At 45.6% G+C, this 25,122-nt stretch carries 17 protein-coding genes, 1 other RNA gene and 2 pseudogenes; 8 read left to right on the top strand and 12 right to left on the bottom strand.

Annotated elements, in window-relative coordinates; all coding sequences use genetic code 11:
* The first annotated feature begins 131 nt into the window (after nt 1-131).
* Nucleotides 132-2,762, top strand: coding sequence for a pyruvate, phosphate dikinase (gene ppdK / locus DXC01_RS09120; protein ID WP_118698772.1), 2,631 nt, complete (start codon nt 132-134; stop codon nt 2,760-2,762).
* A 116-nt stretch (nt 2,763-2,878) separates the two neighbouring features.
* Nucleotides 2,879-4,252, top strand: coding sequence for an MATE family efflux transporter (locus DXC01_RS09115; protein WP_118698771.1), 1,374 nt, complete (start codon nt 2,879-2,881; stop codon nt 4,250-4,252).
* An 84-nt stretch (nt 4,253-4,336) separates the two neighbouring features.
* Here DXC01_RS09115 and DXC01_RS09110 read toward each other — a convergent pair whose 3' ends face one another.
* The 4 genes and pseudogenes from DXC01_RS09110 to DXC01_RS09100 all read right to left on the bottom strand — a co-directional run bounded on the left by DXC01_RS09110 (nt 4,337) and on the right by DXC01_RS09100 (nt 7,032).
* Nucleotides 4,337-4,771 (bottom strand): GGDEF domain-containing protein, encoded by a 435-nt coding sequence (locus DXC01_RS09110; protein WP_243111584.1) that lies wholly within the window; start codon nt 4,769-4,771, stop codon nt 4,337-4,339.
* Nucleotides 4,772-5,007: 236 nt separating this feature from the next.
* On the bottom strand, nt 5,008-5,457 hold the full coding sequence (locus DXC01_RS09105) for a cobalamin B12-binding domain-containing protein (protein ID WP_264466901.1): 450 nt from the start codon (nt 5,455-5,457) through the stop codon (nt 5,008-5,010).
* A 15-nt stretch (nt 5,458-5,472) separates the two neighbouring features.
* A pseudogene (locus DXC01_RS20875) lies at nt 5,473-5,607 on the bottom strand (B12-binding domain-containing protein); the annotation flags it as partial.
* 45 nt (nt 5,608-5,652) lie between these two features.
* Nucleotides 5,653-7,032 (bottom strand): aldehyde dehydrogenase, encoded by a 1,380-nt coding sequence (locus DXC01_RS09100; RefSeq protein WP_118698770.1) that lies wholly within the window; start codon nt 7,030-7,032, stop codon nt 5,653-5,655.
* A gap of 153 nt (nt 7,033-7,185) precedes the next feature.
* On the opposite strand from DXC01_RS09100, the gene DXC01_RS09095 reads away from it, so the two are divergent.
* On the top strand, nt 7,186-8,808 hold the full coding sequence (locus tag DXC01_RS09095) for a hypothetical protein (protein WP_118698769.1): 1,623 nt from the start codon (nt 7,186-7,188) through the stop codon (nt 8,806-8,808).
* Between the two features lie 37 nt (nt 8,809-8,845).
* Here the strand turns inward: DXC01_RS09095 and DXC01_RS09090 are convergent, their stop codons facing one another.
* Nucleotides 8,846-9,535, bottom strand: coding sequence for a YoaK family protein (locus DXC01_RS09090; protein ID WP_118698768.1), 690 nt, complete (start codon nt 9,533-9,535; stop codon nt 8,846-8,848).
* A gap of 176 nt (nt 9,536-9,711) precedes the next feature.
* Between DXC01_RS09090 and DXC01_RS09085 the strand changes: the two genes are divergently transcribed.
* Nucleotides 9,712-10,626 (top strand): LysR family transcriptional regulator, encoded by a 915-nt coding sequence (locus DXC01_RS09085; RefSeq protein WP_118252432.1) that lies wholly within the window; start codon nt 9,712-9,714, stop codon nt 10,624-10,626.
* 45 nt (nt 10,627-10,671) lie between these two features.
* Here the strand turns inward: DXC01_RS09085 and DXC01_RS09080 are convergent, their stop codons facing one another.
* Complete coding sequence (locus DXC01_RS09080; protein ID WP_118698767.1) at nt 10,672-12,042, bottom strand: CapA family protein; 1,371 nt, start codon at nt 12,040-12,042, stop codon at nt 10,672-10,674.
* 153 nt (nt 12,043-12,195) lie between these two features.
* Here DXC01_RS09080 and DXC01_RS09075 point away from each other — a divergent pair, with 153 nt between their 5' ends.
* A complete protein-coding gene (locus DXC01_RS09075) occupies nt 12,196-13,047 on the top strand; it encodes a deoxyribonuclease IV (protein WP_118698766.1) in 852 nt (283 codons plus the stop codon).
* Nucleotides 13,048-13,121: 74 nt separating this feature from the next.
* Here DXC01_RS09075 and DXC01_RS09070 read toward each other — a convergent pair whose 3' ends face one another.
* The 5 genes and pseudogenes from DXC01_RS09070 to DXC01_RS09050 form a co-directional block, all read right to left on the bottom strand.
* On the bottom strand, nt 13,122-14,111 hold the full coding sequence (locus tag DXC01_RS09070; RefSeq protein ID WP_118698765.1) for a 2-hydroxyacid dehydrogenase: 990 nt from the start codon (nt 14,109-14,111) through the stop codon (nt 13,122-13,124).
* A gap of 115 nt (nt 14,112-14,226) precedes the next feature.
* Nucleotides 14,227-15,501, bottom strand: coding sequence for a 3-phosphoshikimate 1-carboxyvinyltransferase (gene aroA, locus DXC01_RS09065; protein WP_118698764.1), 1,275 nt, complete (start codon nt 15,499-15,501; stop codon nt 14,227-14,229).
* Between the two features lie 196 nt (nt 15,502-15,697).
* Complete coding sequence (locus DXC01_RS09060; protein ID WP_118698763.1) at nt 15,698-16,861, bottom strand: RNA-guided endonuclease InsQ/TnpB family protein; 1,164 nt, start codon at nt 16,859-16,861, stop codon at nt 15,698-15,700.
* A pseudogene (locus DXC01_RS21450) lies at nt 16,791-17,239 on the bottom strand (IS607 family transposase). Before DXC01_RS21450 ends, DXC01_RS09060 begins: the two are co-directional and overlap by 71 nt.
* Before the next feature lie 221 nt (nt 17,240-17,460).
* Nucleotides 17,461-18,552, bottom strand: a complete 1,092-nt coding sequence (locus tag DXC01_RS09050) for a prephenate dehydrogenase (RefSeq protein ID WP_022215294.1) — start codon at nt 18,550-18,552, stop codon at nt 17,461-17,463.
* Between the two features lie 228 nt (nt 18,553-18,780).
* Between DXC01_RS09050 and DXC01_RS09045 the strand changes: the two genes are divergently transcribed.
* Nucleotides 18,781-20,871, top strand: coding sequence for an elongation factor G (locus DXC01_RS09045; protein WP_118698762.1), 2,091 nt, complete (start codon nt 18,781-18,783; stop codon nt 20,869-20,871).
* A gap of 115 nt (nt 20,872-20,986) precedes the next feature.
* Here DXC01_RS09045 and DXC01_RS09040 read toward each other — a convergent pair whose 3' ends face one another.
* Nucleotides 20,987-22,210: a dicarboxylate/amino acid:cation symporter gene (locus DXC01_RS09040; protein ID WP_022215296.1), complete on the bottom strand. Its 1,224-nt coding sequence runs from the start codon at nt 22,208-22,210 to the stop codon at nt 20,987-20,989.
* 214 nt (nt 22,211-22,424) lie between these two features.
* Here DXC01_RS09040 and leuS point away from each other — a divergent pair, with 214 nt between their 5' ends.
* Together leuS and ssrS are read left to right on the top strand one after the other, a co-directional pair.
* Nucleotides 22,425-24,827, top strand: a complete 2,403-nt coding sequence (leuS, locus tag DXC01_RS09035) for a leucine--tRNA ligase (RefSeq protein WP_118698761.1) — start codon at nt 22,425-22,427, stop codon at nt 24,825-24,827.
* 65 nt (nt 24,828-24,892) lie between these two features.
* Nucleotides 24,893-25,071, top strand: a non-coding RNA gene (gene ssrS / locus DXC01_RS09030) — 6S RNA.
* Nucleotides 25,072-25,122: the final 51 nt, after the last annotated feature.

Genomic DNA, 25,122 nt, shown 5'->3' with positions numbered 1-25,122 from the left:
TATGACAAAAACTTTCCCCATTTTTTGACAGTTTAACCTTGACTATTTGTACTAAAGTCTATACAATAATTATGTGCGTAAAACATAATTTTTTTATGTAAAAGAACAAATAATTAGGAGGAAATGTAAAAATGGCAAAATGGGTTTACATGTTTACAGAAGGTAACGCTGATATGAGAAACCTTCTGGGTGGTAAAGGTGCTAACCTTGCTGAAATGACAAACCTTGGTCTTCCGGTACCGCAGGGCTTCACAATCACAACAGAAGCTTGTACTCAGTACTATGAAGATGGAAGACAGATCAACGACGAGATCATGGGTCAGATCATGGAAGCAATCACCAAAATGGAAGGAGTTACCGGTAAAAAATTCGGTGACAAAGAAAATCCTCTGCTTGTTTCCGTTCGTTCTGGTGCCAGAGCATCCATGCCTGGTATGATGGATACTATCCTGAACCTTGGTTTAAATGAAGAAGTAGTTAATACTCTTGCTGAAAAATCAAACAACCCACGTTGGGCTTGGGACTGCTACAGAAGATTCATCCAGATGTACTCTGACGTAGTTATGGAAGTTGGTAAGAAATATTTCGAAGAGCTGATCGACGAAATGAAAGTTAAGAGAGGCGTTAAACAGGACGTTGAGCTTACAGCTGAAGACCTCAAAGAACTTGCAGAACAGTTCAAAGCTGAATATAAAGAAAAAATTGGTGCTGAATTCCCAACTGATCCGAAGGAACAGTTAATGGGTGCTATCAAAGCCGTATTCCGTTCCTGGGACAACCCGCGTGCAAACGTATATCGTCGTGACAACGATATCCCATATTCCTGGGGAACCGCTGTTAACGTACAGATGATGGCATTCGGTAACATGGGAGATGACTGTGGTACAGGTGTTGCCTTCACACGTGACCCTGCTACAGGAGCTAACGGTCTGTTCGGTGAATTCCTGACAAACGCTCAGGGTGAAGACGTTGTTGCTGGTGTTCGTACACCTATGCACATCACCGAAATGGAACAGAAATTCCCGGAAGCATTCGTACAGTTCAAACAGGTTTGCAAAACTCTGGAAGACCACTACAGAGATATGCAGGACATGGAGTTCACTGTAGAGCACGGTAAACTTTACATGCTGCAGACACGTAATGGTAAGAGAACTGCTCAGGCTGCTCTGAAGATCGCTTGTGACCTTGTTGATGAGGGAATGAGAACAGAAGAAGAAGCTGTAGCAATGATCGACCCACGTAACCTTGATACTCTGCTTCATCCGCAGTTCGATGCAGCTGCTCTGAAAGCTGCTACACCGATGGGCAAAGGTCTTGGAGCTTCTCCAGGAGCTGCTTGCGGTAAGATCGTATTCACAGCTGATGACGCTGTTGAATGGGCAGAAAGAGGAGAGAAAGTCGTTCTGGTTCGTCTTGAGACATCTCCAGAAGATATCACAGGTATGAAATCTGCTCAGGGTATCCTGACAGTTCGTGGTGGTATGACTTCTCACGCAGCAGTAGTTGCCCGTGGTATGGGTGAGTGCTGTGTATCCGGATGCGGTGATATCGCTATGGATGAAGAAAACAAGAAATTCACACTGGCTGGTAAAGAGTTCCACGAAGGAGACTTCATCTCCATCGATGGTACAACAGGTAACATCTACGACGGAATCATCCCGACTGTAGACGCTACGATCGCTGGTGAGTTCGGCCGTATCATGGCTTGGGCTGACAAATACAGAACTATGAAAGTTCGTACAAACGCAGATACACCGGCTGACGCTAAGAAAGCAGTTGAGCTTGGTGCAGAAGGTATCGGTCTTTGCCGTACAGAGCATATGTTCTTCGGTGAGGGACGTATCGATGCATTCCGTGAAATGATCTGCTCCACAACAGTAGAAGAAAGAGAAGCAGCACTTGCAAAAGTTCTTCCATATCAGCAGGAAGACTTCGAAGGACTGTTCGAAGCACTGGAAGGCAACCCGGTTACTATCCGTTTCCTGGATCCGCCGCTTCATGAATTCGTTCCTACAGAAGAAGCTGACATCAAGAAACTTGCTGACGCTCAGGGCAAAACTGTTGAAGAGATCAAGACAATCATTGATTCTCTCCATGAGTTCAACCCGATGATGGGTCATCGTGGATGCCGTCTTGCAGTTACCTATCCGGAAATTGCCAAGATGCAGACAACAGCTGTTATCCGTGCAGCAATCAAAGTTCAGAACGCTCATCCGGATTGGACAATCAAACCGGAGATCATGATCCCGCTTGTTGGCGATATCAAAGAGCTTAAATATGTTAAGAAATTCGTAGTAGAAACAGCAGACGCTGAGATCAAAGCAGCTGGTTCCAACCTTGAGTACGAAGTTGGTACTATGATCGAGATCCCGAGAGCAGCTCTTACAGCTGATGATATCGCTAAAGAAGCTGACTTCTTCTGCTTCGGTACAAACGACCTTACACAGATGACATACGGCTTCTCCCGTGACGATGCAGGTAAATTCCTGAACGCTTACTACGATGCTAAGATCTTCGAGAACGATCCATTCGCTAAACTTGATCAGGTTGGCGTTGGTAAACTCATGAAGATGGCAATCGAGCTCGGAAGACCGGTTAACCCGAACCTTCATGTAGGTATCTGTGGAGAGCACGGTGGAGATCCGTCCTCTGTAGAATTCTGCCACAAGATCGGTCTTAACTATGTATCCTGCTCACCGTTCCGTGTACCGATCGCTCGTCTGGCAGCAGCTCAGGCAGCAATCGCTGAGAAGAATGCATAAGGAATAGATTGTTCTAAATTAGTATAGATTCTAAGTTTATACATTGTGTCCAAACGGAGTAATACCGACCCCCACAGATTCATTCTGTGGGGGTCTTTTAAACTCATTAACATAAAATGGGGGGAGTAATCTTGAAAAATAACAAATACGAAATCGACATGTGCAATGGCTCAATCATGGACAAGCTGATCTCGTTTTCGCTGCCATTGATGCTGTCCGGTATTTTACAGCTGATGTTCAATGCTGTGGACATCATTGTTGTGGGGCAGTTTGCGGGAAGCGAATCGCTTGCTGCGGTTGGCTCGACGACAGCTCTGATCGCTGTTTTTACGAATTTATTTATTGGAGTCTCTCTTGGAGCGAATGTACTTGCTGCACGTTTCTATGCTTCCGGCAAGCATAAGGAGATGTCTGAGACCGTGCATACCGCCATTACACTTGCTCTGGTAAGCGGTATTATTATGGCGTTCGTCGGACTGATCTTTTCCAGGCTGGCACTTGAGATCATGGGTACGCCGGATAACGTTATTGCTCATTCGACGCTGTACATGCGTATTTATTTCCTGGGAATGCCATTTTTCATGCTTTACAATTACGGTGCAGCTATTCTGAGAGCGGTTGGAGACACAAAGCGTCCGCTGTTTTATCTGATCATATCAGGGGTTGCAAATGCCTGCCTGAATATGCTTCTTGTCATTGTTTTTCACATGGGCGTGGCTGGTGTTGCAATCGGAACAGTAGTTTCCCAGTGCATTTCCTGTATTCTGGTACTGCGCTGTCTGTATCGTTCGGAAGGAAGCTATCAGCTTCGTTTCTCGAAACTCACGATCAAAAGTTTTTATCTGAAACAGATCTTTCAGGTAGGAATCCCGGCAGGAATCCAGAGCACAGTCATCAATATTTCCAATGCACTGCTGCAGTCTTCCGTAAATTCCTTTGGCTCGATCGCCATGGCAGGTTATACGGCAGCCAATAATATCTTTGGATTTCTGTATGTGTCTGTCAATGCGATTACGCAGTCCTGCATGAGTTTTACAAGCCAGAATTATGGCGTACGCAAGACGAAGCGTATGGACAAAGTCCTGATGGACTGTATCATTTTGTCTTTTGCAGTTTCTTTTACCCTGGGATGCGGCGCGTATTTCTTTGGCGATAAATTGCTGAGACTGTATACAAGTGACCCGGATGTTATCCAGTGCGGTATTGAAATCCTTGCATACACAACAGTTCCTTATTTCTGCTGTGGTATCATGGATCTGATCCCGGGAGCACTCCGCGGAATGGGTCGCTCCGGTGTACCGATGATCCTGTCGATTATAGGAACCGTAGGAACACGTATCGTGTGGATCTTCGGATTATTTCCACACCACAGAAGCCTGTCGTTCCTCTTTATATCTTATCCGGTATCCTGGATCATCACGATCATTCTGCAGGTGATCTGCTATTATTTTGTAAGGAAAAAAGTACATAAGACGATATTAGGAATGTGACGGACCGATTAAGTCCGTCACGTTTGCTTATCAGGGAATTTCAAGAAAAGCTGCGGCCGGAGCCAAGGAAACTCCGGCCAAGTTTCAGAAGATCGACAGGCATTTCAGCAACCATGGAAAGCGAAGACTCTCCGGTACCGAAATCATCCATTTCGATAAAAAACCATCTTCTCGAAGTGTATTAAGGATATGTGTGAGAGCAAGGCTTTTGAGCATACGGTCACCGGAAACCCTGCCGTAGATTTCATTTACCAGTTTAAAACGTTCGATATCAAGTGCAATGATATCATAAACCTGATCCGGATGTTCCTGGATACATTTCTCGACCCTGCGGTAAAAAGCAGACGCGCTGTAAAGTGCAGTCAGATCATCCTGTTCCAAAATCGCGATGGCATTACTCGCCTGCCGGATCTCTGCCAGGAGGCTCTGAAGCTTCTTGTTGCTCTTCATCAGGGCACGCTGAGAATTGATGAGCTGATTGTTCATCTGCTCGATCTGGAAATATTCATCTGTATACATTGGATGGAGCCTCTGCTTCGCCCAAGAGAGAGAATCTGTGTAAGTCTCTGTAAAGTCGACAAAATCCTGCTGATTCTGGATCAGAGCCAGAAAGACCAGATAATATTCCGAGAATGTACAGATGATGACAGGGATTTCCTGCCGGATATCCGGGAAATATGCAGTTATGATGTTGGTTTGCTGAGAATCGGCAAGCCCAGGTTCATCCAGACAGCCGGGATCGCTGATAAGATCTTTCAGACAGGTACCCGTCTGAATTGGAATCTCAGAAGAACAGTGGAGGATCTCATTTCAGTATTTACATTCTGAAGCAGTTCGCGGGCATCTTCGACATAAAAATCAATTGGCCATTGTTTCCAGATCTGATGTGTACTCTGGAAAGCTTTGCCGCCGACTGCGATCCTGCTCTCCGGGAATTCTCTGCGGATCGCATTTACAAGGTCACGGCATACAAGAAGGTGCTGTGGCATGGTTACAGAAAGAGCGATCAGATCCGGGTGATTGCTGCGGACCGCTTCCAGCATGGCATCCTCCGGAACAGCGGCACCGAGATAGATGCTGTCCCAGCCATCATTTTCAAAAATATCAGCTACCATACGTGCACCCATCTCGTGGAGTTCTGTACCAGGGCGGGCACAGAGAAGCGTGCGGTTCCTGCATTCGCTGGAGAACAGAAGCGGGTACATCTGCGTTATTGCCATCTGTGTAACAGAAGTACAGTAATGTTCTGCATCGACAGTGATCTGGGCTGTGCGCCAGAGTTCCCCGACACGACGCATGCTCTCAGCCAGGATCTCGACGTAAATATCATTTACAGGAATACCGGCTTCCGTAAACTGCTGAACGAGGTATAATTGTACTACCTCAGATACAAAAAATACTTATTTCAAAAATCTGTGGAGCAGTTTTTCGTTGCGTGGTTTGTACGGCTGGTAGCGCATCGAAAGGTCGATCCATGTTTTCTTGTCCACGATACTCTTGTAATGGGAAAAAGTCCGGAAGCCTTCTTCGCCGTGGTATGCACCCATGCCGCTTTCGCCAAAGCCACCAAATCCCATCTCAGAAGTGGCAAGATGGATCAGCGTATCATTGATACAGCCGCCGCCGAAACTGCATTCTTCCATGAACTTTCGGGCTGTTTTACGCCGTGAAGTAAAAATATAGAGCGCGAGGGGATGTGCCATGGAATTGATTTTTGGAATAACCTCATCCATAGAATCATAAGTTATAATTGGAAGGACCGGGCCAAAGATCTCCTGCTGCATCACAGGATCCTCGAAGGACACAGAGTCGAGGATAGTCGGTTCAATGCGAAGGGTATCAGGATCGGATTTCCCGCCATAAGCGACTTTGCCGGAAGAGATCAGGTCGCAGAGCCGGTCAAAATGTTTCTCATTGATGATCTTGCCGTAATCAGGATTCTGAAGTGGTGTTTCAGAATACTGCCGCCGGATCTGTTTGATCAGATGCTTCATGAGACGGTCCTTGATCTTGCGGTCGCAGTAGATATAATCCGGGGCGACGCAGGTCTGCCCGCAGTTTAAGAATTTACCGAAGACGATCCTGCGTGCGGCGAGCTTGAGATTACATTTCCGGTCTACGATGCAGGGACTTTTGCCGCCAAGCTCCAGGGTGACCGGGGTGAGGAACTGACTTGCCTTTGCCATGACTTCCCTGCCGACATGCTGGCTTCCGGTAAAAAAGATATAGTCAAAATGCTGGTTCAAAAGGTTGGTATTTTCATCCCGACCGCCGGTGACAACAGAGACAAGTTCCGGTTTAAAACATTCCTGTACCAGAGTCTGAATGAGCGTTGTCGTGGCAGGAGAGTAGGCACTTGGCTTGAGGATCACGGTATTTCCGGCTGCAAGCGCGTCGATCAGCGGTTCGATCGAGAGGAGAAACGGATAGTTCCACGGACTCATAACAAGGACTATCCCGTAAGGAACAGGCTTCTTGTAACTGCGCGCGGCAAACTGGGACATCGGAGTATGGACATCCTGTTCTTCAGCATATTCATCGACATTTCGGATCATATGTGTCAATTCGTTCAGGATCAGACCGGCTTCACACATGTAACTTTCGAAAGAACTTTTGCCAAGGTCTTCTCCAAGGGCTTTGTTGATATCTTCTTCATGGGCTGTGACCCAGTCTTTCAGTTTTTTCAGATGTTCGATCCTGGTTTTGACAGGACGGGTCGCCCCGGTATAAAAATAACTTCGCTGAAGTTCGACTAGTTTTTTGATTTCTTCTTCTGTCATAATAATTTCCTTTTTTATTTCAAGGATAACAGTCAGAAGAAAAAATGTCAACCCATCGAAAAGTCTGAATATTTAATCGAAAATTGTTGTATAAAGACGATTCCTGTGGTAAAATAAAAAATATAATAATAAGAAAGGGAAGAGGATTTTTGTATGAATAAAGGAAGAAAAATACTCAAAAAAGCAGCCTCCGTTGCACTTGGTTCTTCTATGGTCCTGACAGGGGCAAGCATCGCATTTGCAGCAGGATCTTATCAGGAAACAGCCAAAACATCTCTTGATGCTATGGTATCTTCTGTCGCAGGTGCTGTTGATGATTATGCACAGAATATGGACAAGGCATTTGCTGGTTCCACCGGCAAGATGACACTCACCGTGGAGGATACCGGAAAGGCAATCCTCGGAACACTTCTTGGTCAGGAAGACATGAGCTGGTTTCAGGATCTGACTATGGATATGAAAGTTTCTGTCAAGGACGGAACAGAGGCAATCGCTTCCACGATCCTTTTGAATGACCAGAAACTCTGTGATCTCAATATATACGAAGATCTGTCAGAGATGAAACAATACATTCAGATCCCGGAAGTTTCTGATGCATATCTTGCACTGGATCCTGCCAGCAGTGCAGACGAGACAACGCAGGAATTTATGAAGGAATATATGAATGCTTTATCTGATATCACCAGTGTAATACCAGATGGAAAGACGGTCAGCACACTTCTTGACCGCTATGGAAATCTTGTGATCGATAATATGGAAGAGGGAACCGCGACAGAGGAGACACTTTCTGTAGAAGGAATCGGTGAGGACTGTACCGTATATGAAGGCGTTGTTACTGATGATTCCGCACGTTCCATGGTGGAAGAAATCCTCACAACTGCGAGAGATGATAAGGAGATCAAGGGACTCTTCGATCTCTGGAATCAGGGCGAAGATCAGTACGCATCTTATCAGTCTGGAATTGATGATCTGCTGAATGATATCAAATCAGCAGAATCTGAGGACAGTGAAAGTACAGAAAGTTTTTCTGAGAAACTTTGGGTAAACAGTGAGAATAAAGTTGTAGGACGTGAGATTGGAATTTCTGACGGAACAGATTCTCAGCCGGTATTTTCACTCAAGACACCATCCAGTGACGGACAGACTGCACTTCTTCTGGAATTTGGAGCAGATGACAGTTATGTGACTGTTACCGGAACAGGTTCTTCCACTGACGGACTTTGGAACGGCGATTATATCCTGGCTGTAAACCATACAGAGGCAATGGATATCGGTGTAACAGATCTGGAACTCAAACCGGAAAAAGCCGGCTATTATAATGGAACTTTTACAATTTCCTTCCCGGAGGCACAGACAGATGATGAAAATGCTGATGTCACCAGCATGCTGAATGGATTCAGTGCAGTGCTCAAGATGGATTCTGATGCCACAGCTGAAACCAGCAGTATGGAGCTTTCTGTACTGACATCCGGTGTATCACTTGGAACACTTTCTATTACAGGTGGATATGGAGAAGGTGCAGAAATCCCGGATCTTGCAAATCCTGGAACTGTTTATGCAGTGGATAATGAGGAAGAAATGACAGAATATGTCAAGAACGCAGACTGGAGTGTCATCACAGAAAACATGAAGACAGCAGGCGTTCCGGCAGACCTGGCAGATGGATTTTTACAGATCCTGGAATCTTCCGTGGAAGAAACTTCCACAGAAGATGCAGAAGGATCCACAGATGAGACAACAGCACAGGAAACATCCGCAGAAGATGCGGCAGCATAAGAAAAGCAATAATTGATAAGAACCAAAAAGGAGGCTCTCAGGCGTGAACCCTGAGAACCTCCTCTTTTTCTGCTGCTCTGGAAAGAGTGCGTTCCTCATTGACAAGGACGAGTGCGGTGCATACCGGGAGAAGTCCTGCCCATGCGCCTGCCAGATGGAATCTGGAGCAGAACAGGAAGCACACTGCAACTCCGAAATGAAAGGAAAGAAGCACTTTTCCATAGAAGATACCTCTTCGGAGTGCTTCGGAATCTCTGCTGTAAAGGTACTCTGCAAATCCTGTCGTACACTGACGGAGATTGTTGGTGGAGAAGATGCTGGAGCTGTTAAAACCATCGGCACCTTTGAAGGAACACCATTGAAATGCAGTAGCAAAAAAAATTGGATACAGAGCAACAAACGGATCCATGTCCTGTGGAAGAAATGCCAGAAGAACAAAGGCAAGACCATCGATCAGGACACTGATAAATTTCAAGGTTGTCCGTTCCATCTTATGTGAGAGGAATACGGTGGAGACCATCGCGAATATGTAGATCAGCAGTGCGGAGAAACGGAAAAAGATTTCGGCATCCGTACGTCCTACCAGATCCATCACAAAGGAGATCAGGTTTCCGGTCTGTGCAGATCCAAAAATATCACTGCGGTTAAAGATTGCATAACATCCCATAAAACCACCGATAAAAGTCACCGTCAGGTGAAGGCGGCGTTCAAGGACTGCTTTATCCATGTATATCATTCCTATCTTTCTGATTTTGAGCTTATTATAGTATCAAAATATTATATTGTAAATTCGATATTTTATCTATATAATATAAACAGAATTTATAGGTTGCTGTGAATGGAGTGAACAGTAATATTATAGGTTGAACAAATACATAAGAAGACATCACAGAAGGAGGAACCATGAATTACCAGGACATCAAGACATTTCTTACGATCGTATCCAGCTCATCTTTATCCAAAGCAGCGGAGGTGCTGTTTGTATCACAGCCGGCACTCAGCCATCGCCTGTCTGCACTGGAAGAAGAACTGGGAACAGAACTGATCATCCGTAAAAAAGGTTCTCGCACACTGGAGCTTACCGATGCAGGACAGCGTTTTGTCCCGCTTGCGCGTAAGTGGGAGCAGTTGTGGCTGGAGACAAGCAAGATCCAGTACGAGAAGCCACAGGACATTCTTCGGATCGCAAATGTAGACAGTCTGAATTTTTATTTCATGCCGCAGGTCATCGGCAGTTTCTTGGAGAAACACAAGAGATGCAGTTTTCATATTGATACCATGCGGTCAAATGTGTCCTACAAGGCGGTCGAAAACAAAGAAGTCGACATGGGACTGATCACCAATCCGCATTTTTTCAAAAAAGTGCAGACGGTGCCGCTTTTTGAAGAAAAACTGGTCCTGGTCTGCAGCAAAGATACCGCGTATGAGGATGGAATCCTGCCTTCCCGTCTGAAAAGCGAGGATGAGATCTACATTCCATGGAGTGATTCTTTTATCATGTGGCACGATTACTGGTTTGGAAATAATTCCGAAGTAAAAGTATCACTCGACAATATGGCACTTCTGCGCCAGCTCCTCGATCTCGAAAAAACATGGGCGATCATGCCGGCAACAATAGGAAAGAAACTCTCTCAGGAGGGGGAATGCCGCATTGTAGCGCTGGAGAATGGTCCGGAATACCGTACCTGCTATGCGATCATGGGAGACCGGCGGAATGCAGCTCCTCTGGTGATGGATTTCCTGCAGGAACTTCTCGACACAGTAAAAGGAATCCCGGAGATCAGAGTGCTCACGGAATATATCCGTCAGGCACCCTGAATCTCCGGGATTCCCGGGTTTTGATGAGGTTACTGCAGGCAGTATCTATTCTTCTTCATCATAACTGTAATCATAAGAATCATCTTCGTCGTAATCGCTGTAGGAATCATCATAAGAATCGTCATAGGAATCATCATAATACGAGTCATCATAGGAATCGGATCCTTCATCATAGCTGGAATCGTCGTAAGAATCCTCTGAGGAATCTTCATTGTCTTCTTCCGAAGAATCCGAACTGTCAGAAGATGACGTCGCGTCGCCGGTGATCATGGCAGTGCGCTCCTGGATCTTACTGAGGATACGTGTGGCTTCATCTCCCTCGGCAGGAGTTGGCTGATAGTTGTTATAGTCAGAATCAGAGGAGATCGAGCATGGGATGATGTTTGTTACATTGTTTGCTTTTACTCCATCCTGATCTACGGTGAAAGTCTGCTGGAAGATCATAGTATCCATATCGCTTGGATACTGGTTTCCGCCAAAGCAGAAGTTTCCGAGGCTGTAGACGATGTTTTTGCCCTTGTATTCTTCGATTCCCTGGAGAACATGCGGGTGATGGCCGCATACCAGATCCGCTCCTTCGTCGATTGCAAGGTGTGCAAGTGTAGTCTGGTTGCTGTCCGGGACTTCTTCTTTTTCATTGCCCCAGTGGAAGATCACGATCGTGATCTGCGCGCCGTCTGCTTTTACCTTGGCGATGTTCTGCTTGAGCTGTTCTTCACGGCCGAGGTGATCCTTGAGCTCGTAGATTCCTACAAGTCCGATCTTGATCCCCTTCACTTCCGTTACAACAGTCTTATCATAACCAAAATTCAGGATACCGGCATTGTCAAGTGCCTGAATGGTGTCGGTATAGCTCTGATCGCCATAATCATGACTGTGGTTGTTGGCAGTGTTGACTGCTTCGACGGAACCGGCAGTGAGGATACTGGTATACTCGGCAGGAGCTTTGAAAGCATATTCCTTGTCCTCGCGTTCATCAGAATCAGTGAGAGTTCCTTCAAAGTTGGCGATCGTCAGATCATCTGCGGAAAAAATGCTCTTCACATTGGAGAAGAAATAATCTGCTCCGTAATTCTCGTAATAAGCATTAAGACTGGTATCGTAGTCAAAGTTTTCATCTGTACCGAGCGTACAGTCACCTACGACACTGACGGTCAGGGATACCGGAGCCATGGTCGGTGTTGGTGTGAGGTCTGCATCTGAGGCAGAAGTCTCATCCTGTGATTTCGCTGAAGCGTTTGTTTTAACGGTACCATTTTTGCGTGCAGAACAGCCACGGACCAGGATGATAAGAAGCAGCAGGATAAGAACGGCACCGCAGCCTATGAGAAGACGTTCAGTGAGCTGCTGCCTTCTGCGGTAGTAGCGGGATTTTCTGTACGCACGTTTTTTGTGTTTTTTCTTTTTTGGCGGCATGGGAAACTCCTTGTTTTATGTATTTTTTTGTTTATAAAAAGTATAGGGAATTTTATACAATTCGTCAATATGTTTGCAGTTTTTGATTTTTTTTGTATAATCAAAGGATAGAAGCGGAACGGTCCGCAGATGCTAAGAAAAAAGGAGATTTTTATGAGTACAGCAAAAAGTCCATTATATATTGGAAACCACACAACTTCATCCAAAGGCTATACCAGGATGGCACGCCAGATGATCGCAAACGGGGGAAATACGTTTGCATTTTTTACCAGAAATCCAAGAGGCGGACGGGCGAAGGAGATCGATCCGGAGGATGTGCGTAAATTTCTGGAACTGACAGAAGAATATAAATTTGGGAAGATCGTAGCACACGCACCATATACACTGAATGCATGTGCGGCAAAGGAAAATATCCGGGAATTTGCCAGAGAGACGATGGCAGATGACCTGAAGCGTATGGAATGGACGCCGGGAAATTATTATAATTTTCATCCGGGAAGCCATGTAGGACAGGGAGCAGAAGCAGGAGTCCGCATGATCGCAGAAATGCTGAATGAGGTGCTGACCGAAGAACAGACCACAATGGTGCTTCTTGAAACGATGTCCGGCAAGGGGACGGAGATGGGAAGAAATTTCGAAGAACTCCGTCAGATCCTCGACCTGGTAGAAAAGAAGGACAAGATGGGAATCTGTCTGGATACCTGCCATGTCTGGGATGGAGGCTATGATATCGTAAATAATCTCGATGGTGTCCTTGAAGAATTTGACCGGATCATCGGGCTTGAGAAATTAAAAGCCATTCACTTAAATGACAGCCTGAACGACCTTGGCAGCCACAAAGACCGCCATGCAAGGATCGGCGAGGGCAGGATTGGGCTGGAAGCACTGGTAAGGGTGATCCGTCATCCGCGCCTGGAGGGAATTCCGTTTATTCTGGAAACGCCGAATGATGATGAAGGGTGGGCAGCAGAGATACGGAATCTGAGAGAAGCATACGAGAAATAAATGGACACGCGACAAGTGCTTCCATGATTGTGTGATATAGAAAATGGAAGGCGCTTTGCACCTTCCAGAAGAAATTAAACATGCACTTCGTTTCTGAGTTCCTGCCCTGTGCGAAAAGCCTCAGCATTCTCAAGTGTCGTCTCAGCGATATTGGTAAGCGCCTCCTCTGTAAAAAATCCCTGGTGGGAAGTAAGCGCAACGTTCGGGAAAGAGAGCAGTCTCTGCACGGTAGAGGTTTTGAGGATATGTTCGGACATATCTTCATAGACAAAATCAGACTCTTCTTCATAAACATCGAGCCCTACAGCGAAAAATTTGTGATCCCGGATACCTGCAATCAGGTCTTCGGTGCAGATCAGGCCGCCACGGGAGGTGTTTACGAGAATGACACCGTCTTTCATCCGGGAGATACTTTCCTTATTGATCATATGGTAAGTGTCCGGTGTGAGCGGGCAGTGAAGGCTGATCAGGTCACTGGAAGAAAGAAGTGTTTCAAGGGAAACATAGTTAAGATCTGTCTGCGTTTTGTCCGGATACAGGTCGTAGGCGAGCAGTTTCATGCCGAAGCCGCGGCAGATACGCGCCATGGCAAGCCCGATCTTGCCGGTTCCGACGATCCCGGCTGTTTTTCCATACAAGTTCACGCCCATGAGACCATTGAGGGAAAAGTTGTTTTCCCGGCATTTGATATAAGCTTTGTGGGTATGACGGTTGGCGGTGAGGACGAGAGCCATTGCAAGCTCGGCGACCGCTTCCGGAGAATAGCCGGGAACGCGGAGGACTTTGATGCCGCATTCGGCAGCAGTTTTGAGATCTACATTATTATAACCGGCACAGCGCATCAGGATCAGACGGATACCCTGATGTGCAAGTTCTTTGATCACTTCTGTTCCAAGGTCTGCGTTTACAAAAGCGCAGATCCCCTCGTAACCGGCGGCGAGGGAAGCAGTCTCTGCGTAGAGATTTGCTTCAATAAAAGTAATGTCGATATCAGGATGCTCCGGTTTCAGTTTATCAAAAAATCTCTGGTCATAATCTCTTGCACCATAAAATAATATTTTCATCGTGTACACTCCCTTAGCTTGATTTTCATTTTCCATCTCAGACTTAGAATGCCCTGAGAGAAAAAAGAGTATGCGCTGTCTGCATGAAAAAAGCAGTTTTTGTTATAGAATCGTTTTATTTGTTCAGACTGTAAAGATCATGATAGAATTCCGGATAGGAGATATTAACGCATTCTCCATTCAGGATATCCACGGTACCATCACAGATCGTTCCTGCCACAGCAAAAGACATGGCAATGCGGTGGTCGAGATAGGAGTCGATCACTGCACCGTGAAGCGGTTTGCCGCCGTGAATGATCATGCCGTCATCTGTGCCCTCGATATCAGCACCCATGCGGGTGAGATTGTCAACCATAACTGCGATACGGTCAGATTCCTTGACTTTGAGTTCCTGTGCATCGCGGATGATCGTGGTTCCCTCGGCAAAAGCAGCCATAACTGCGATCATCGGGATCTCATCGATCAGAGTCGGGATGATGCCGCCCTCAATGACAGTTCCCTTGAGAGAGCTGGTGCGGATCAGAAGATCAGCTGTCGGTTCGCCCTCAGTGCTTTCGTTCAGAAGGGTGATATCAGCGCCCATATCCATGCAGACTTTGAGGATTCCGGCACGGGTCGGGTTGATCCCTACATTCTTAAGAAGGATCTCACTTCCCGGGGTCAGAAGTCCGGCCGCGATAAAGTAAGCAGCAGAAGAGATATCACCAGGAACCTGGACTTCTCTTCCCTCAAGGACCGGTTCTGGCTTGATGGAAGCGGTCGTTCCCTCGGAGGTGATATCAGCACCGAAATAATTCAGCATGATCTCTGTATGGTTACGGGAAAGAAATGGCTCTGTTACGCTGGTGATCCCGTCCGCATACATACCGGCAAGCAGAACGCAGGATTTGACCTGTGCAGAAGCAACCGGTGAATCGTAATGGGTGGCGTGAAGCGGCTTTCCGTGGATGATAAGTGGTGCACATTCATTGTCCAGCTTACTTGTGATATCAGCGCCCATGGAAGTAAGAGGAGTCATGATACGCTTCATCGGGCGGGTGCGGATCGAATCGTCTCCGTCAAGTTCAGAAGTAAATTTCTGTCCGGCAAGGATTCCTGAGATCAGACGGGTCGTGGTTCCGCTGTTGCCGACATCAAGGATACCTGTCGGTGCACTGAGTCCGTGAAGACCTTTGCCGTGTACAAGGATCTCGTCGCCGTTCCGGTCAATATCGATCCCCATTTTGCGGAAGCAGGAGATCGTCGAGAGACAGTCAGCGCCCTCGAGAAAATGCGTGATCCTGGTGGTGCCATTGGCGAGTGAGCCAAACATGACTGCACGGTGTGAGATGGATTTATCGCCCGGAACTGTAAGAGTTCCTCTTAAATTGGTTTGTTTTTTGATTTCCATTATTTTATTCTACTGCCACTCAAAATGTGATTAAACATACTCACATTGAGATAATGCGGCTTCTCGCGAATACCGCTTACTGTTTCTTCGTGTATGTTTTTGAGTAACCTGCGTTATCTCTACTCACAGATCCTAAGTACACTCCACAGTCGTTAATTCCCGAAATAGCCTTCGGTACATACTTACGTTTGCAGGATTATGCAACTTTGTAAGTCCTTGCATCTCTCAGATTCAGTGCCGCATTGAAATCTCTGTCCTCAACATACCCACATGTGCATTTGTAGATTCTGTCTGAAAGTTTCAGGTCTTTTTTGATGCATCCACAGCAGTGGCAGGTTTTGGAAGATGGATACCACCTGTCAACTACCCGTAGTTCGATTCCATATTCTGCACATTTTGCTTTTAGTTTCGTCCGGAATTCGTAGAATTTCTGGGACGAAACTGCTTTTGAGAGATGCCGGTTCTTCATCATCCCGGATACGTTCAGATCCTCGATTGTTATGTGAGACGGCTTGGTTTTCACTATCTCAGATATTGTTTTGTTGATATGATCTGTACGGATATTTTCTATCCGGTCATAAAGTTTTTGCACCTTAAGCTTTTGCTTTTGTATATTTGCTTTTTGAGTGAACTCTCCTTTCCTTAAATTCTCATATTTGCGGGAAAGCTTTCGCTGTGCCCGTGTTAATTGTTTCTCAAGTTTTCTGATCTGTACTGTTTTATTGATATTTCTGTATACAGTTCCATTTGACACAACTGCAAAATTCTTCAGCCCTAGGTCAATTCCAATACCATCACTGAAATTCCCATCCACTTTCGGTGTTGGTACTTCGATAAGCGCAGATACATAGTATCTGCCTGCTTTCATGGAAACCGCTCCGCTTCTGACAACATATCCATCCCTGGAGGTCGGAATGTAACCTTTTTCTTTCAATCTTACCCAGCCAAGTGTTGGGATCTTGATCCTATGTCGTTCGCAAAAACAGTCTTTAGGATTATTCCTTACAAAATACATTTTCACATCAGATCTTCCTTTTTTCTTATATCTTGGGAAACCACTCTGATGATGAAAAAATCTTGAAAAAGCGGTACAGGCATTTTCAATTGCATTCTTTACTGATTTAGAACTGACTTCTCTGATCCAGGAATATTCCGGATGTTTTGGAAGATATTCATTATTCAGCCATACACTGAACGCCCTGCCGCTCATGAATTTTTCGCCGATATCATAACGTTCTTTATTATGAAACAGGTAAAAATTATAAATATATCTGCATGTACCGATTGTCTTATGTATTTTGATCTTCTGCTCTTCTGTAGGATTGATCTCTGTCTTGAAGCTCTTCAGCAATCTCCTCATCCTTTTCTATCTGCTTTTTATATTTACGAAGGCCATATAATCTACAGGAAAATGCATGCAGAATCTTTCAAACCAGTCGTATCCAAAACGCATAAATCTGTCTTTATGTGCGATTACTAAGTTTTGACCTTTTGCTCCATGATCTTATCCACGGTTATAATTAAGTCCGCTTCCATAGTCTTCAATGCACTGGCCTACAATCATTCTTTTGGTTTTACAGAACTGACGCAAAAATGCTATCTGATTTTTTAGATGTGTAATAACGCCTGTCTGTGGGGATGGTTTGTCTTTAAGATTCCCTCTCTGTCCCATCTTATGAAATGTTTTTACAGAAACACCTAATAATTCAGCAAAATCTATTGGTTTATAATTTGTGATATTGATGTGTTCATAATATGCTACTATAAGTATGTATAAACACATTTAACTTGTTATGCTAGAAAGAAACTTCAACAAGATGTGCTATCTTATATTCTAAAAGTTTTAGTTTTTCAATAACTACAGGGATTCTTTGCGGTTTTATAGGTTTTCACATAATTTATTTAAAGTAGCACAATAGGTACATTTAATATTTTTATTTAGTTACTTATATCATCTTCCTACCGTTCGTATACGATGTAATTACGTTTCTTAAGAAGGGCAGTTCCGCGCTTCATCGCATCTTCCTCATAGAATTCGATCTTCAGGACACCCTGCTCAAATTCACGGTTGTGGATGATGCCGATGTTCTTGATACTGATCCCTTCCATAGCAAGAATTGTGGCAATTGTGGCAATTCCACCAGCTTCATCAACAATATCAATATACAGGACATAAGTCTTGTTGATAAGTCCGGAAGAAGTGGTGTCGATGGAGTCGCGGTAATCTCTGGAGTTGGCGAACATATCATAGAGGGTTTCTGCCTCAAGATTGTCAACAGAGCAGCGTGCCTGGATCAGCATCTTGATGTATTCGTCCAGCACATGAGAGATGTTCTCATGGTTTTCGAGGCAGATCTGCTCCCACATGACAGGGGAGGAGGATGCGATACGTGTGATATCGCGGAAACCGCCTGCTGCGATCGTCTTCATGTATTCAGCATCGTTATCCAGCTCTCTGACGAGATTTACCAGAGTGGAAGCAATGATATGCGGAAGATGGCTGACGCCGGCTGTGATAAAATCGTGTTCCTCACAGGTAAGGACCATCGGGATCGAACCAAGAGAATCGATCAGTTCAGAAAACTCGGTGATTTTTTCAAGAGGAACCTGTCCGCCCGGAGTCAGGATATAGTAAGCATTCTCAAGCAGATGGTCGGATGAATATTCAAATCCGGAACGCTCAGAACCAGCCATAGGATGTCCACCGATAAAGCAGTATTCCATGCCGAGTTCCTCGACTGCTTTGTGGATCGGTCCTTTGACGCTTCCTGCGTCTGTAATGATACATCCTTCCTTGATAACATCCTTGAGATATCTGAGATATTCAATATTATACTCTACCGGAGCGCAGAGAAAAATATAATCACACATGGCATAACGGTCATCCCGTTCTTCCAGTGTGGCGTCAATAGCACCGCAGTTCAGTGCGGCAGCCAGAGTTTCTTTGTGTTTCGCATATGCGAGGATGTGATAATCCGGGTGAAACTTGCGGATCGTTTTGGCAATAGATCCTCCGATCAGGCCGAGCCCGATAAAACCTATGGTTTTCATGATGTCTGTGTCCTTTCCAGTTACTACTTATCTATTAGTAGACAAAACTATGGTTCTATTTTAAAAGATACGAGGAAAAATGTCAAACATAGGTACAAAATAGGTGAATTCGATGAATAATTGCAAAAACAGCTCAAAAAAAGTTGTTAAAATTATATAAAATACTTGAAAAGTTGAAAGAATTTTAGTAAAATATGGACATATCAGACAAACAGGGAGGTATTACATATGGACGTTTATAGAACTGACCGAATTCGCAATGTGGTTCTTTTGGGTCATGGGGGATCCGGCAAGACCACATTAGCAGAGGCAATGGCTTATCTGGCAGGAATGACAAGTCGTCTTGGCAGAGTAGAAGATGGAAATACCGTCAGCGATTTTGATAAGGAGGAGATCAAGAGACATTTTTCAATCTCCACATCTGTGATCCCGGTTCCGTGGGACAAGGTGAAGATCAATATCCTGGATACTCCTGGTTACTTTGACTTCGTAGGAGAAGTAGAGGAAGCGGTCAGCGCAGCAGACGCAGCCATCATCGTTGTTTCCGGTAAGGCCGGAGTTCAGGTCGGTACACAGAAAGCATGGAATCTCTGCGAGAAATATAAATTACCTCGTATGATCTTTGTAACAGATATGGACGTGGATGATGTCAGCTATCGTAAAGTAGTAGAGGATCTTACCGAACTTTATGGCAAGAAGATCGCGCCGCTGCATTTCCCGATCCGTGAAGATGGCAAGTTCGTCGGCTATGTCAATGTCGTGAAGCAGGCAGGCCGAAGATATATCGACAAAGCAGGCAAGGAGCCTTGCGATGTTCCGGAATATCTGGAAGAATACCTTGAGAAATATCATGAAACTCTGATGGAATCTGTTGCTGAGACGAGTGAAGAGTTCATGGACCGTTATTTCGAGGGAGATACCTTCTCCGTAACAGAAGTTTCCGCAGCACTTGCAACCAACGTACAGGACGCAAGCATCGTTCCGGTATGCATGGGATCACCGATCAACCTTCGAGGCGTTTCCAACCTTCTCGATGATATCTGTGGATATTTCCCGAGCCCGGACAAGCGTTCCTGCAACGGTATTTCCCAGAAGACCAATGAGATCTTTGAAGCAAACTATGACTTTGCCAAAGCGAAATCTGCATACGTATGGAAGACCATCGCAGATCCGTTCCTCGGCAAATATTCTCTGATCAAAGTTGTTTCCGGTGTTATCAAATCCGATGATACTCTGCTCAACGTAGAGAAGGGTGAGGAAGAACGACTGAACAAATTATATGTTCTTGAGGGCTCCAAACCGATCGAAGTTCCGGAACTCCACGCAGGTGATATCGGCGCGATCGCCAAACTCGCAAGCGTACAGACCGGCGACAGCCTTGCAACAAAGGCAGCTCCGGTGCTCTATCCGAAGGCTCTCATTTCCACTCCTTATACCTATAAGAGATATAAGGCAGTCAAGAAGGGCGACGAGGACAAGATCGCACAGGCTCTCGCCAAGATGATGAGTGAGGACAAGACCCTCCGTGCAGTCAATGATTCTGCCAACAGACAGACATTACTCTATGGTATGGGCGACCAGCACCTTGATATCGTAGTAAGCAAGCTCAAAGAACGCTACAAAGTAGACGTAGAACTTTCCAAACCGAAGGTAGCTTTCCGCGAGACCATCCGCAAGAACTCCGACGTAGAGGGCAAACATAAGAAACAGTCCGGTGGACACGGACAGTACGGACATGTCAAGATGCGCTTCGAGCCATCCGGCGACCTGGAGACACCTTATGTATTTGAGCAGGTAGTCGTAGGCGGTGCTGTTCCGAAGAACTACTTCCCGGCAGTTGAGAAGGGCCTTCAGGAAAGCGTTCAGAAGGGACCTCTGGCTGCTTATCCGGTAGTAGGCGTTAAGGCTACACTTTACGATGGATCTTATCATCCGGTAGACTCTTCCGAGATGGCATTCAAGATGGCAACGATCCTGGCGTTCAAGAAAGGCTTTATGGATGCATCTCCTGTACTCCTTGAGCCGATCGTAAGCATGAAGATCACTGTTCCGGACAAATACACCGGTGATGTTATGGGCGATCTCAACAAGAGACGTGGACGTGTTCTTGGAATGAACCCGGATCATGAAGGCAATACTATCATCGAGGCTGATGTACCACAGCTTGAAATCTATGGATATTCTACAACACTTCGTTCCATGACTGGTGGAAGCGGCGACTTCTCCTATGAGTTTGCACGCTATGAGCAGGCTCCGAGCGATATCCAGGCTAAGGAGATTGAGGCACGTGCAAGCAAAGTAGACAACGCAGATGCATAAATGATCAGACTCCTGTGAATTAAGAAATAAAGAAAACCGGCTGCTGAATCTGTTTTGAATAGATTCAGCAGCCGGTTTTTGCTGTGCATAAAATATGTAATTCAGAAAAACCGGATCATTCTTTGATCTTGATCTTGTTTTTCAGTACAACGCAACAGGCAAGGTCTCCAATAACATTGACGCAGGTTGCACCCATATCACACAGAGTGTTGATACTGATGTAAACACCAAGGATACCTGCCGGAAGTCCTGCCATGGTTGCCAGTGCTGCAAAAGAAGCGATCGCACCGCCAGGGATACCAGGAGTACCCACAGACAGAAGCACGTTTGCCAGAAGGATCACGATCATCAAGGAAACGCTGACATTGATTCCGCAGGCGTTGGCGAAGAACATGATCATAAAGGACATTACGATGGATACCGCGTCCATGTTGACAGTGGCACCAAGCGGGATCGCGATACTGGTGATCTGGTTGGAAACACCCATCTCTTCCTCCATACACTGTTTGCTGATCGGGATAGTAGCGGAGCTTGAACAGGTTCCGAATGCATTCAGTGCAGCAGGCATGATCGCTTTGAAGAAGCGGATCGGGCTTTCTTTGCCAAGGATCTTGACAGACAGACCATACACGAGAAAAGCAAAACCGAAAAATGCCACATAAAGGATGATGAGCTGTGTTGCCAGTGAAAGGATGGTCTCTGTTCCGTTTGCCTCAACGACCGGTACGATCGTACAGAAGACACCGATCGGGGTAAAGTACATGATCGTGCCGATGATCTTCAGACAGATCTCATTCAGTGAATCAATAAAATCAAGGAATGGTTTGCCTTTTTCTCCGATGGAGATCAGGGTAAAACCGATGATCACTGCGAATACGAGAACCTGGAGCATATTTCCCTCGGCAAAAGCCTTGACAGGGTTTGACGGGATCAGGTTTTTGATCGTATCCAGGATACTGCTCATCTCGGTTGCCTGGATATCGGCAGTTGCCATCTCAAAAGAAACACCTCTTCCAAGATGGATCAGACGCGGGATGATAAGACCGACGAGGCTGGCAAGTGCGGTGGTACTGAGAAAATATACCATGGCAGAGCCTGTGATCTTTCCGGTGGTGCGGATATTTCCGATGCTGCAGATACCGATGACGATCGAACAGAAGACCATAGGGAAGATCATCATGTTCAGGGCATTCATGTAGATGCCTCCGATCAGACTGGTGACAGTCAGAACCGGTGTATATCGTCCGGCAAGAAAAAGTCCGGTCAGGATACCAAGGACCAGTCCGGTAAAGATCGCCTGGGTGATATGCTTCTTGTACCAGGAATAAAAAGACTTCATTATATTGTTCCCTCCTCATAAAAATAATAAAAAACACGAAAAAAAATTATATCATGTCGAAAAATGTGCGTCAACAGAAATGCTTTACTTTGATAAAGTTCACCTTTTTGTTGAGAATAAGCGGATAATCGCGAAACGTTACATTGACAAAACGCTCTCCTTGAATTAAAATTAATTCTCAGATACAACAATGAATGTTGGAGGAACCATAGAGATGAAATACTTTTTTAAAAAAATTGAGCCCAAGTGGCAGGCGAAATGGGAAGAAAGCAAAGTCTTCGAAGCCAAGGACAACAGTGACAAACCGAAGTTCTATGGTCTGGTAGAGTTTCCATATCCAAGTGGTGCAGGTATGCATGTAGGACACATCAAAGCATACTCAAGCCTTGAGGTTATTTCCAGAAAACGTCGTATGGAAGGCTACAATGTACTTTTCCCGATCGGATTTGATGCATTCGGTCTTCCTACCGAGAACTATGCAGTCAAGACAGGAACACACCCACGTATCATCACAGATGAGAACATCAAGAAATTCTCCAACCAGTTAAAGAAAGTTGGATTTTCCTTTGACTGGAACCGTGTGATCGATACTACAGATGAGGATTACTACAAATGGACACAGTGGATCTTCCTCAAAATGTTTGAGAAGGGTCTCGTATTCAGAGACAGAACTCTTGTAAACTACTGCCCGCACTGCAAGGTCGTTCTTTCCAATGAGGACAGCCAGGGCGGCAAATGCGATATCTGCCACAGCGAAGTTGTGCAGAAATCCAAGGACGTATGGTATCTGAGGATCACTCAGTACGCAGACAAACTCCTGGAAGGCCTCAAGGACGTTGACTATCCGGACAATGTAAAGCAGCAGCAGATCCACTGGATCGGTAAATCCAAGGGCGCTTTTGTAGACTTCGACATCGACGGAATCGACGAGAAGCTTGAGATTTATACAACCAGACCGGATACTCTGTTTGGTGTTACTTTCATGGTAATCGCACCGGAGCATCCGATCATCGACAAATACAAAGACAAAGTCGCAAACATGGACGAGATCACTGCATACCGTAATGAATGTGCCAAGAAGACAGAGTTCGAGAGAACTCAGCTTGTCAAGGACAAGACAGGTGTGCGTATCCAGGGACTTGAGGGAATCAACCCTGTAAACGGCAAGAAGATCCCGATCTACATTGCAGACTATGTAATGATGGGTTATGGTACAGGTGCGATCATGGCAGTACCGGCTCATGACCAGCGTGACTATGATTTCGCAAAGAAATTCGGCATCGACATCATCGAAGTCATCAAGGGTGGAGACATCACCAAGGAAGCCTACACAGGTGACGGAGAGATGGTCAACTCTGAATTCCTCAACGGATACACCAAGAAGAAAGATTCTATCGAGCGTATGCTGGAAGAACTTGAGAAGAAGGGCATCGGTAAAGCAGGCGTTCAGTACAAGATGAAAGACTGGGCATTCAACCGCCAGAGATACTGGGGTGAGCCGATCCCGCTGATCCATTGCCCGAACTGCGGTGTTGTAGCTGTTCCGGAAGAAGAACTTCCGCTTCGTCTGCCGGATGTCAAGGACTTCGAGCCGGGTGAGGACGGACAGTCACCACTTGCCAAGATCGATTCCTTCGTAAACTGCACCTGCCCGAAATGTGGCGCTGCAGCGAAACGTGAGACAGATACCATGCCTCAGTGGGCAGGATCTTCCTGGTATTTCCTGAGATATACAGATCCGCACAATACACATGCACTGGCTGATATGGACAAACTGAAATACTGGATGCCGGTTGACTGGTACAATGGTGGTATGGAACACGTTACCAGACATATGATCTACTCCAGATTCTGGCATCATTTCCTGTATGACCTGGGTGTTGTCAACACACCGGAACCATATGCAAAACGTTCCATCCAGGGACTGATCCTCGGACCGGACGGAGACAAGATGAGTAAATCCAAAGGAAACGTTGTTGACCCGCTTGACATCGTAGAAGAATATGGTGCAGATACTCTTCGTACCTATGTACTGTTCATGGGTGATTACGGCGCAGCAACTCCATGGAGTGACAGCTCTGTAAAAGGCTGCAAGAAATTCCTTGACCGTGTGGCAGGTCTGACAGATCTCATTTCTGAGGAACCTGTTTCCGATGAACTGGAAATGAAGATCCACCGTACCATCAAGAAAGTTTCTTCCGATATCGAGAACCTGAAGTTCAACACAGCGATCGCCAGCCTGATGACTCTTCTTAACGAGATCACAGCAGAAGGACGCCTCAGCAAAGATGACCTGGGCATCTTTATCAAGCTCTTAAGCCCGTTTGCTCCGCATCTCTGCGAAGAAATCTGGGAGTTCCTCGGCGGAGAAGGTCTGCTTGCAGTTGCTTCCTGGCCGGTATACGATGAAGGCAAGACTGTTGCCAAGACAGTTGAGATCGGTGTACAGGTAAATGGTAAGGTAAGAGGAACTGTAGTTCTTCCAAACGGCTGTGAGAAAGAGAAGGCATTCGAGATCGCCAAAGCAGATGAGAGGATCGCTTCCTTCCTCGAAGGCAAGAACCTCATCAAAGAGATCTATGTACCGAACAAGATCATCAACTTTGTTGCAAAATAATAAATTTTTCCAACATTTTATGTTGAAAAATCACATACAATAGAGTACAATAAAATACAACAAAAGAATTCCTGGAATGTGCGATGCCCCTTTTTTTATTTGAACCTACATTTATTAATAGGGAATCCAACATCGCTGCTGTGATGTCAGGCCTCTCGTCGTGGAAGGCAGATCATCAGTTGAGGACACCCAACCTGGCGAAAGCTAGGCGTCAAATGGAAGGGAACGGCATTCCGGGGGAATTAAGAAAGAATGAGCCATTTGTATATGGCTCTTTTTTTGAAGAATGAATCGG

It is taken from the genome of Blautia sp. OM07-19, from assembly GCF_003481595.1.
GTDB classification, from domain to species: Bacteria; Bacillota; Clostridia; order Lachnospirales; family Lachnospiraceae; genus Blautia_A; species Blautia_A intestinihominis.
Note: the sequence above shows the minus strand (reverse complement) of the source record. Positions and strands in the feature narration are given on the sequence as shown.

Bases quoted from the DNA above. Each gene is read 5' to 3' on its own strand.
- DXC01_RS09080 (WP_118698767.1), bottom strand. From the start codon at position 12,042: ATGCCGCCAAAAAAGAAAAAACACAAAAAACGTGCGTACAGAAAATCC.
- DXC01_RS09040 (WP_022215296.1), bottom strand. From the start codon at position 22,210: ATGAAGTCTTTTTATTCCTGGTACAAGAAGCATATCACCCAGGCGATC.
- DXC01_RS09110 (WP_243111584.1), bottom strand. From the start codon at position 4,771: ATGTATACAGATGAATATTTCCAGATCGAGCAGATGAACAATCAGCTC.
- ppdK (WP_118698772.1), top strand. From the start codon at position 132: ATGGCAAAATGGGTTTACATGTTTACAGAAGGTAACGCTGATATGAGA.
- DXC01_RS09085 (WP_118252432.1), top strand. From the start codon at position 9,712: ATGAATTACCAGGACATCAAGACATTTCTTACGATCGTATCCAGCTCA.
- DXC01_RS09100 (WP_118698770.1), bottom strand. From the start codon at position 7,032: ATGACAGAAGAAGAAATCAAAAAACTAGTCGAACTTCAGCGAAGTTAT.
- leuS (WP_118698761.1), top strand. From the start codon at position 22,425: ATGAAATACTTTTTTAAAAAAATTGAGCCCAAGTGGCAGGCGAAATGG.
- DXC01_RS09090 (WP_118698768.1), bottom strand. From the start codon at position 9,535: ATGGATAAAGCAGTCCTTGAACGCCGCCTTCACCTGACGGTGACTTTT.
- DXC01_RS09070 (WP_118698765.1), bottom strand. From the start codon at position 14,111: ATGAAAATATTATTTTATGGTGCAAGAGATTATGACCAGAGATTTTTT.
- DXC01_RS09115 (WP_118698771.1), top strand. From the start codon at position 2,879: ATGGGGGGAGTAATCTTGAAAAATAACAAATACGAAATCGACATGTGC.
- DXC01_RS09105 (WP_264466901.1), bottom strand. From the start codon at position 5,457: ATGTACCCGCTTCTGTTCTCCAGCGAATGCAGGAACCGCACGCTTCTC.
- DXC01_RS09050 (WP_022215294.1), bottom strand. From the start codon at position 18,552: ATGAAAACCATAGGTTTTATCGGGCTCGGCCTGATCGGAGGATCTATT.
- DXC01_RS09095 (WP_118698769.1), top strand. From the start codon at position 7,186: ATGAATAAAGGAAGAAAAATACTCAAAAAAGCAGCCTCCGTTGCACTT.
- DXC01_RS09045 (WP_118698762.1), top strand. From the start codon at position 18,781: ATGGACGTTTATAGAACTGACCGAATTCGCAATGTGGTTCTTTTGGGT.
- aroA (WP_118698764.1), bottom strand. From the start codon at position 15,501: ATGGAAATCAAAAAACAAACCAATTTAAGAGGAACTCTTACAGTTCCG.
- DXC01_RS09060 (WP_118698763.1), bottom strand. From the start codon at position 16,861: ATGAGGAGATTGCTGAAGAGCTTCAAGACAGAGATCAATCCTACAGAA.
- DXC01_RS09075 (WP_118698766.1), top strand. From the start codon at position 12,196: ATGAGTACAGCAAAAAGTCCATTATATATTGGAAACCACACAACTTCA.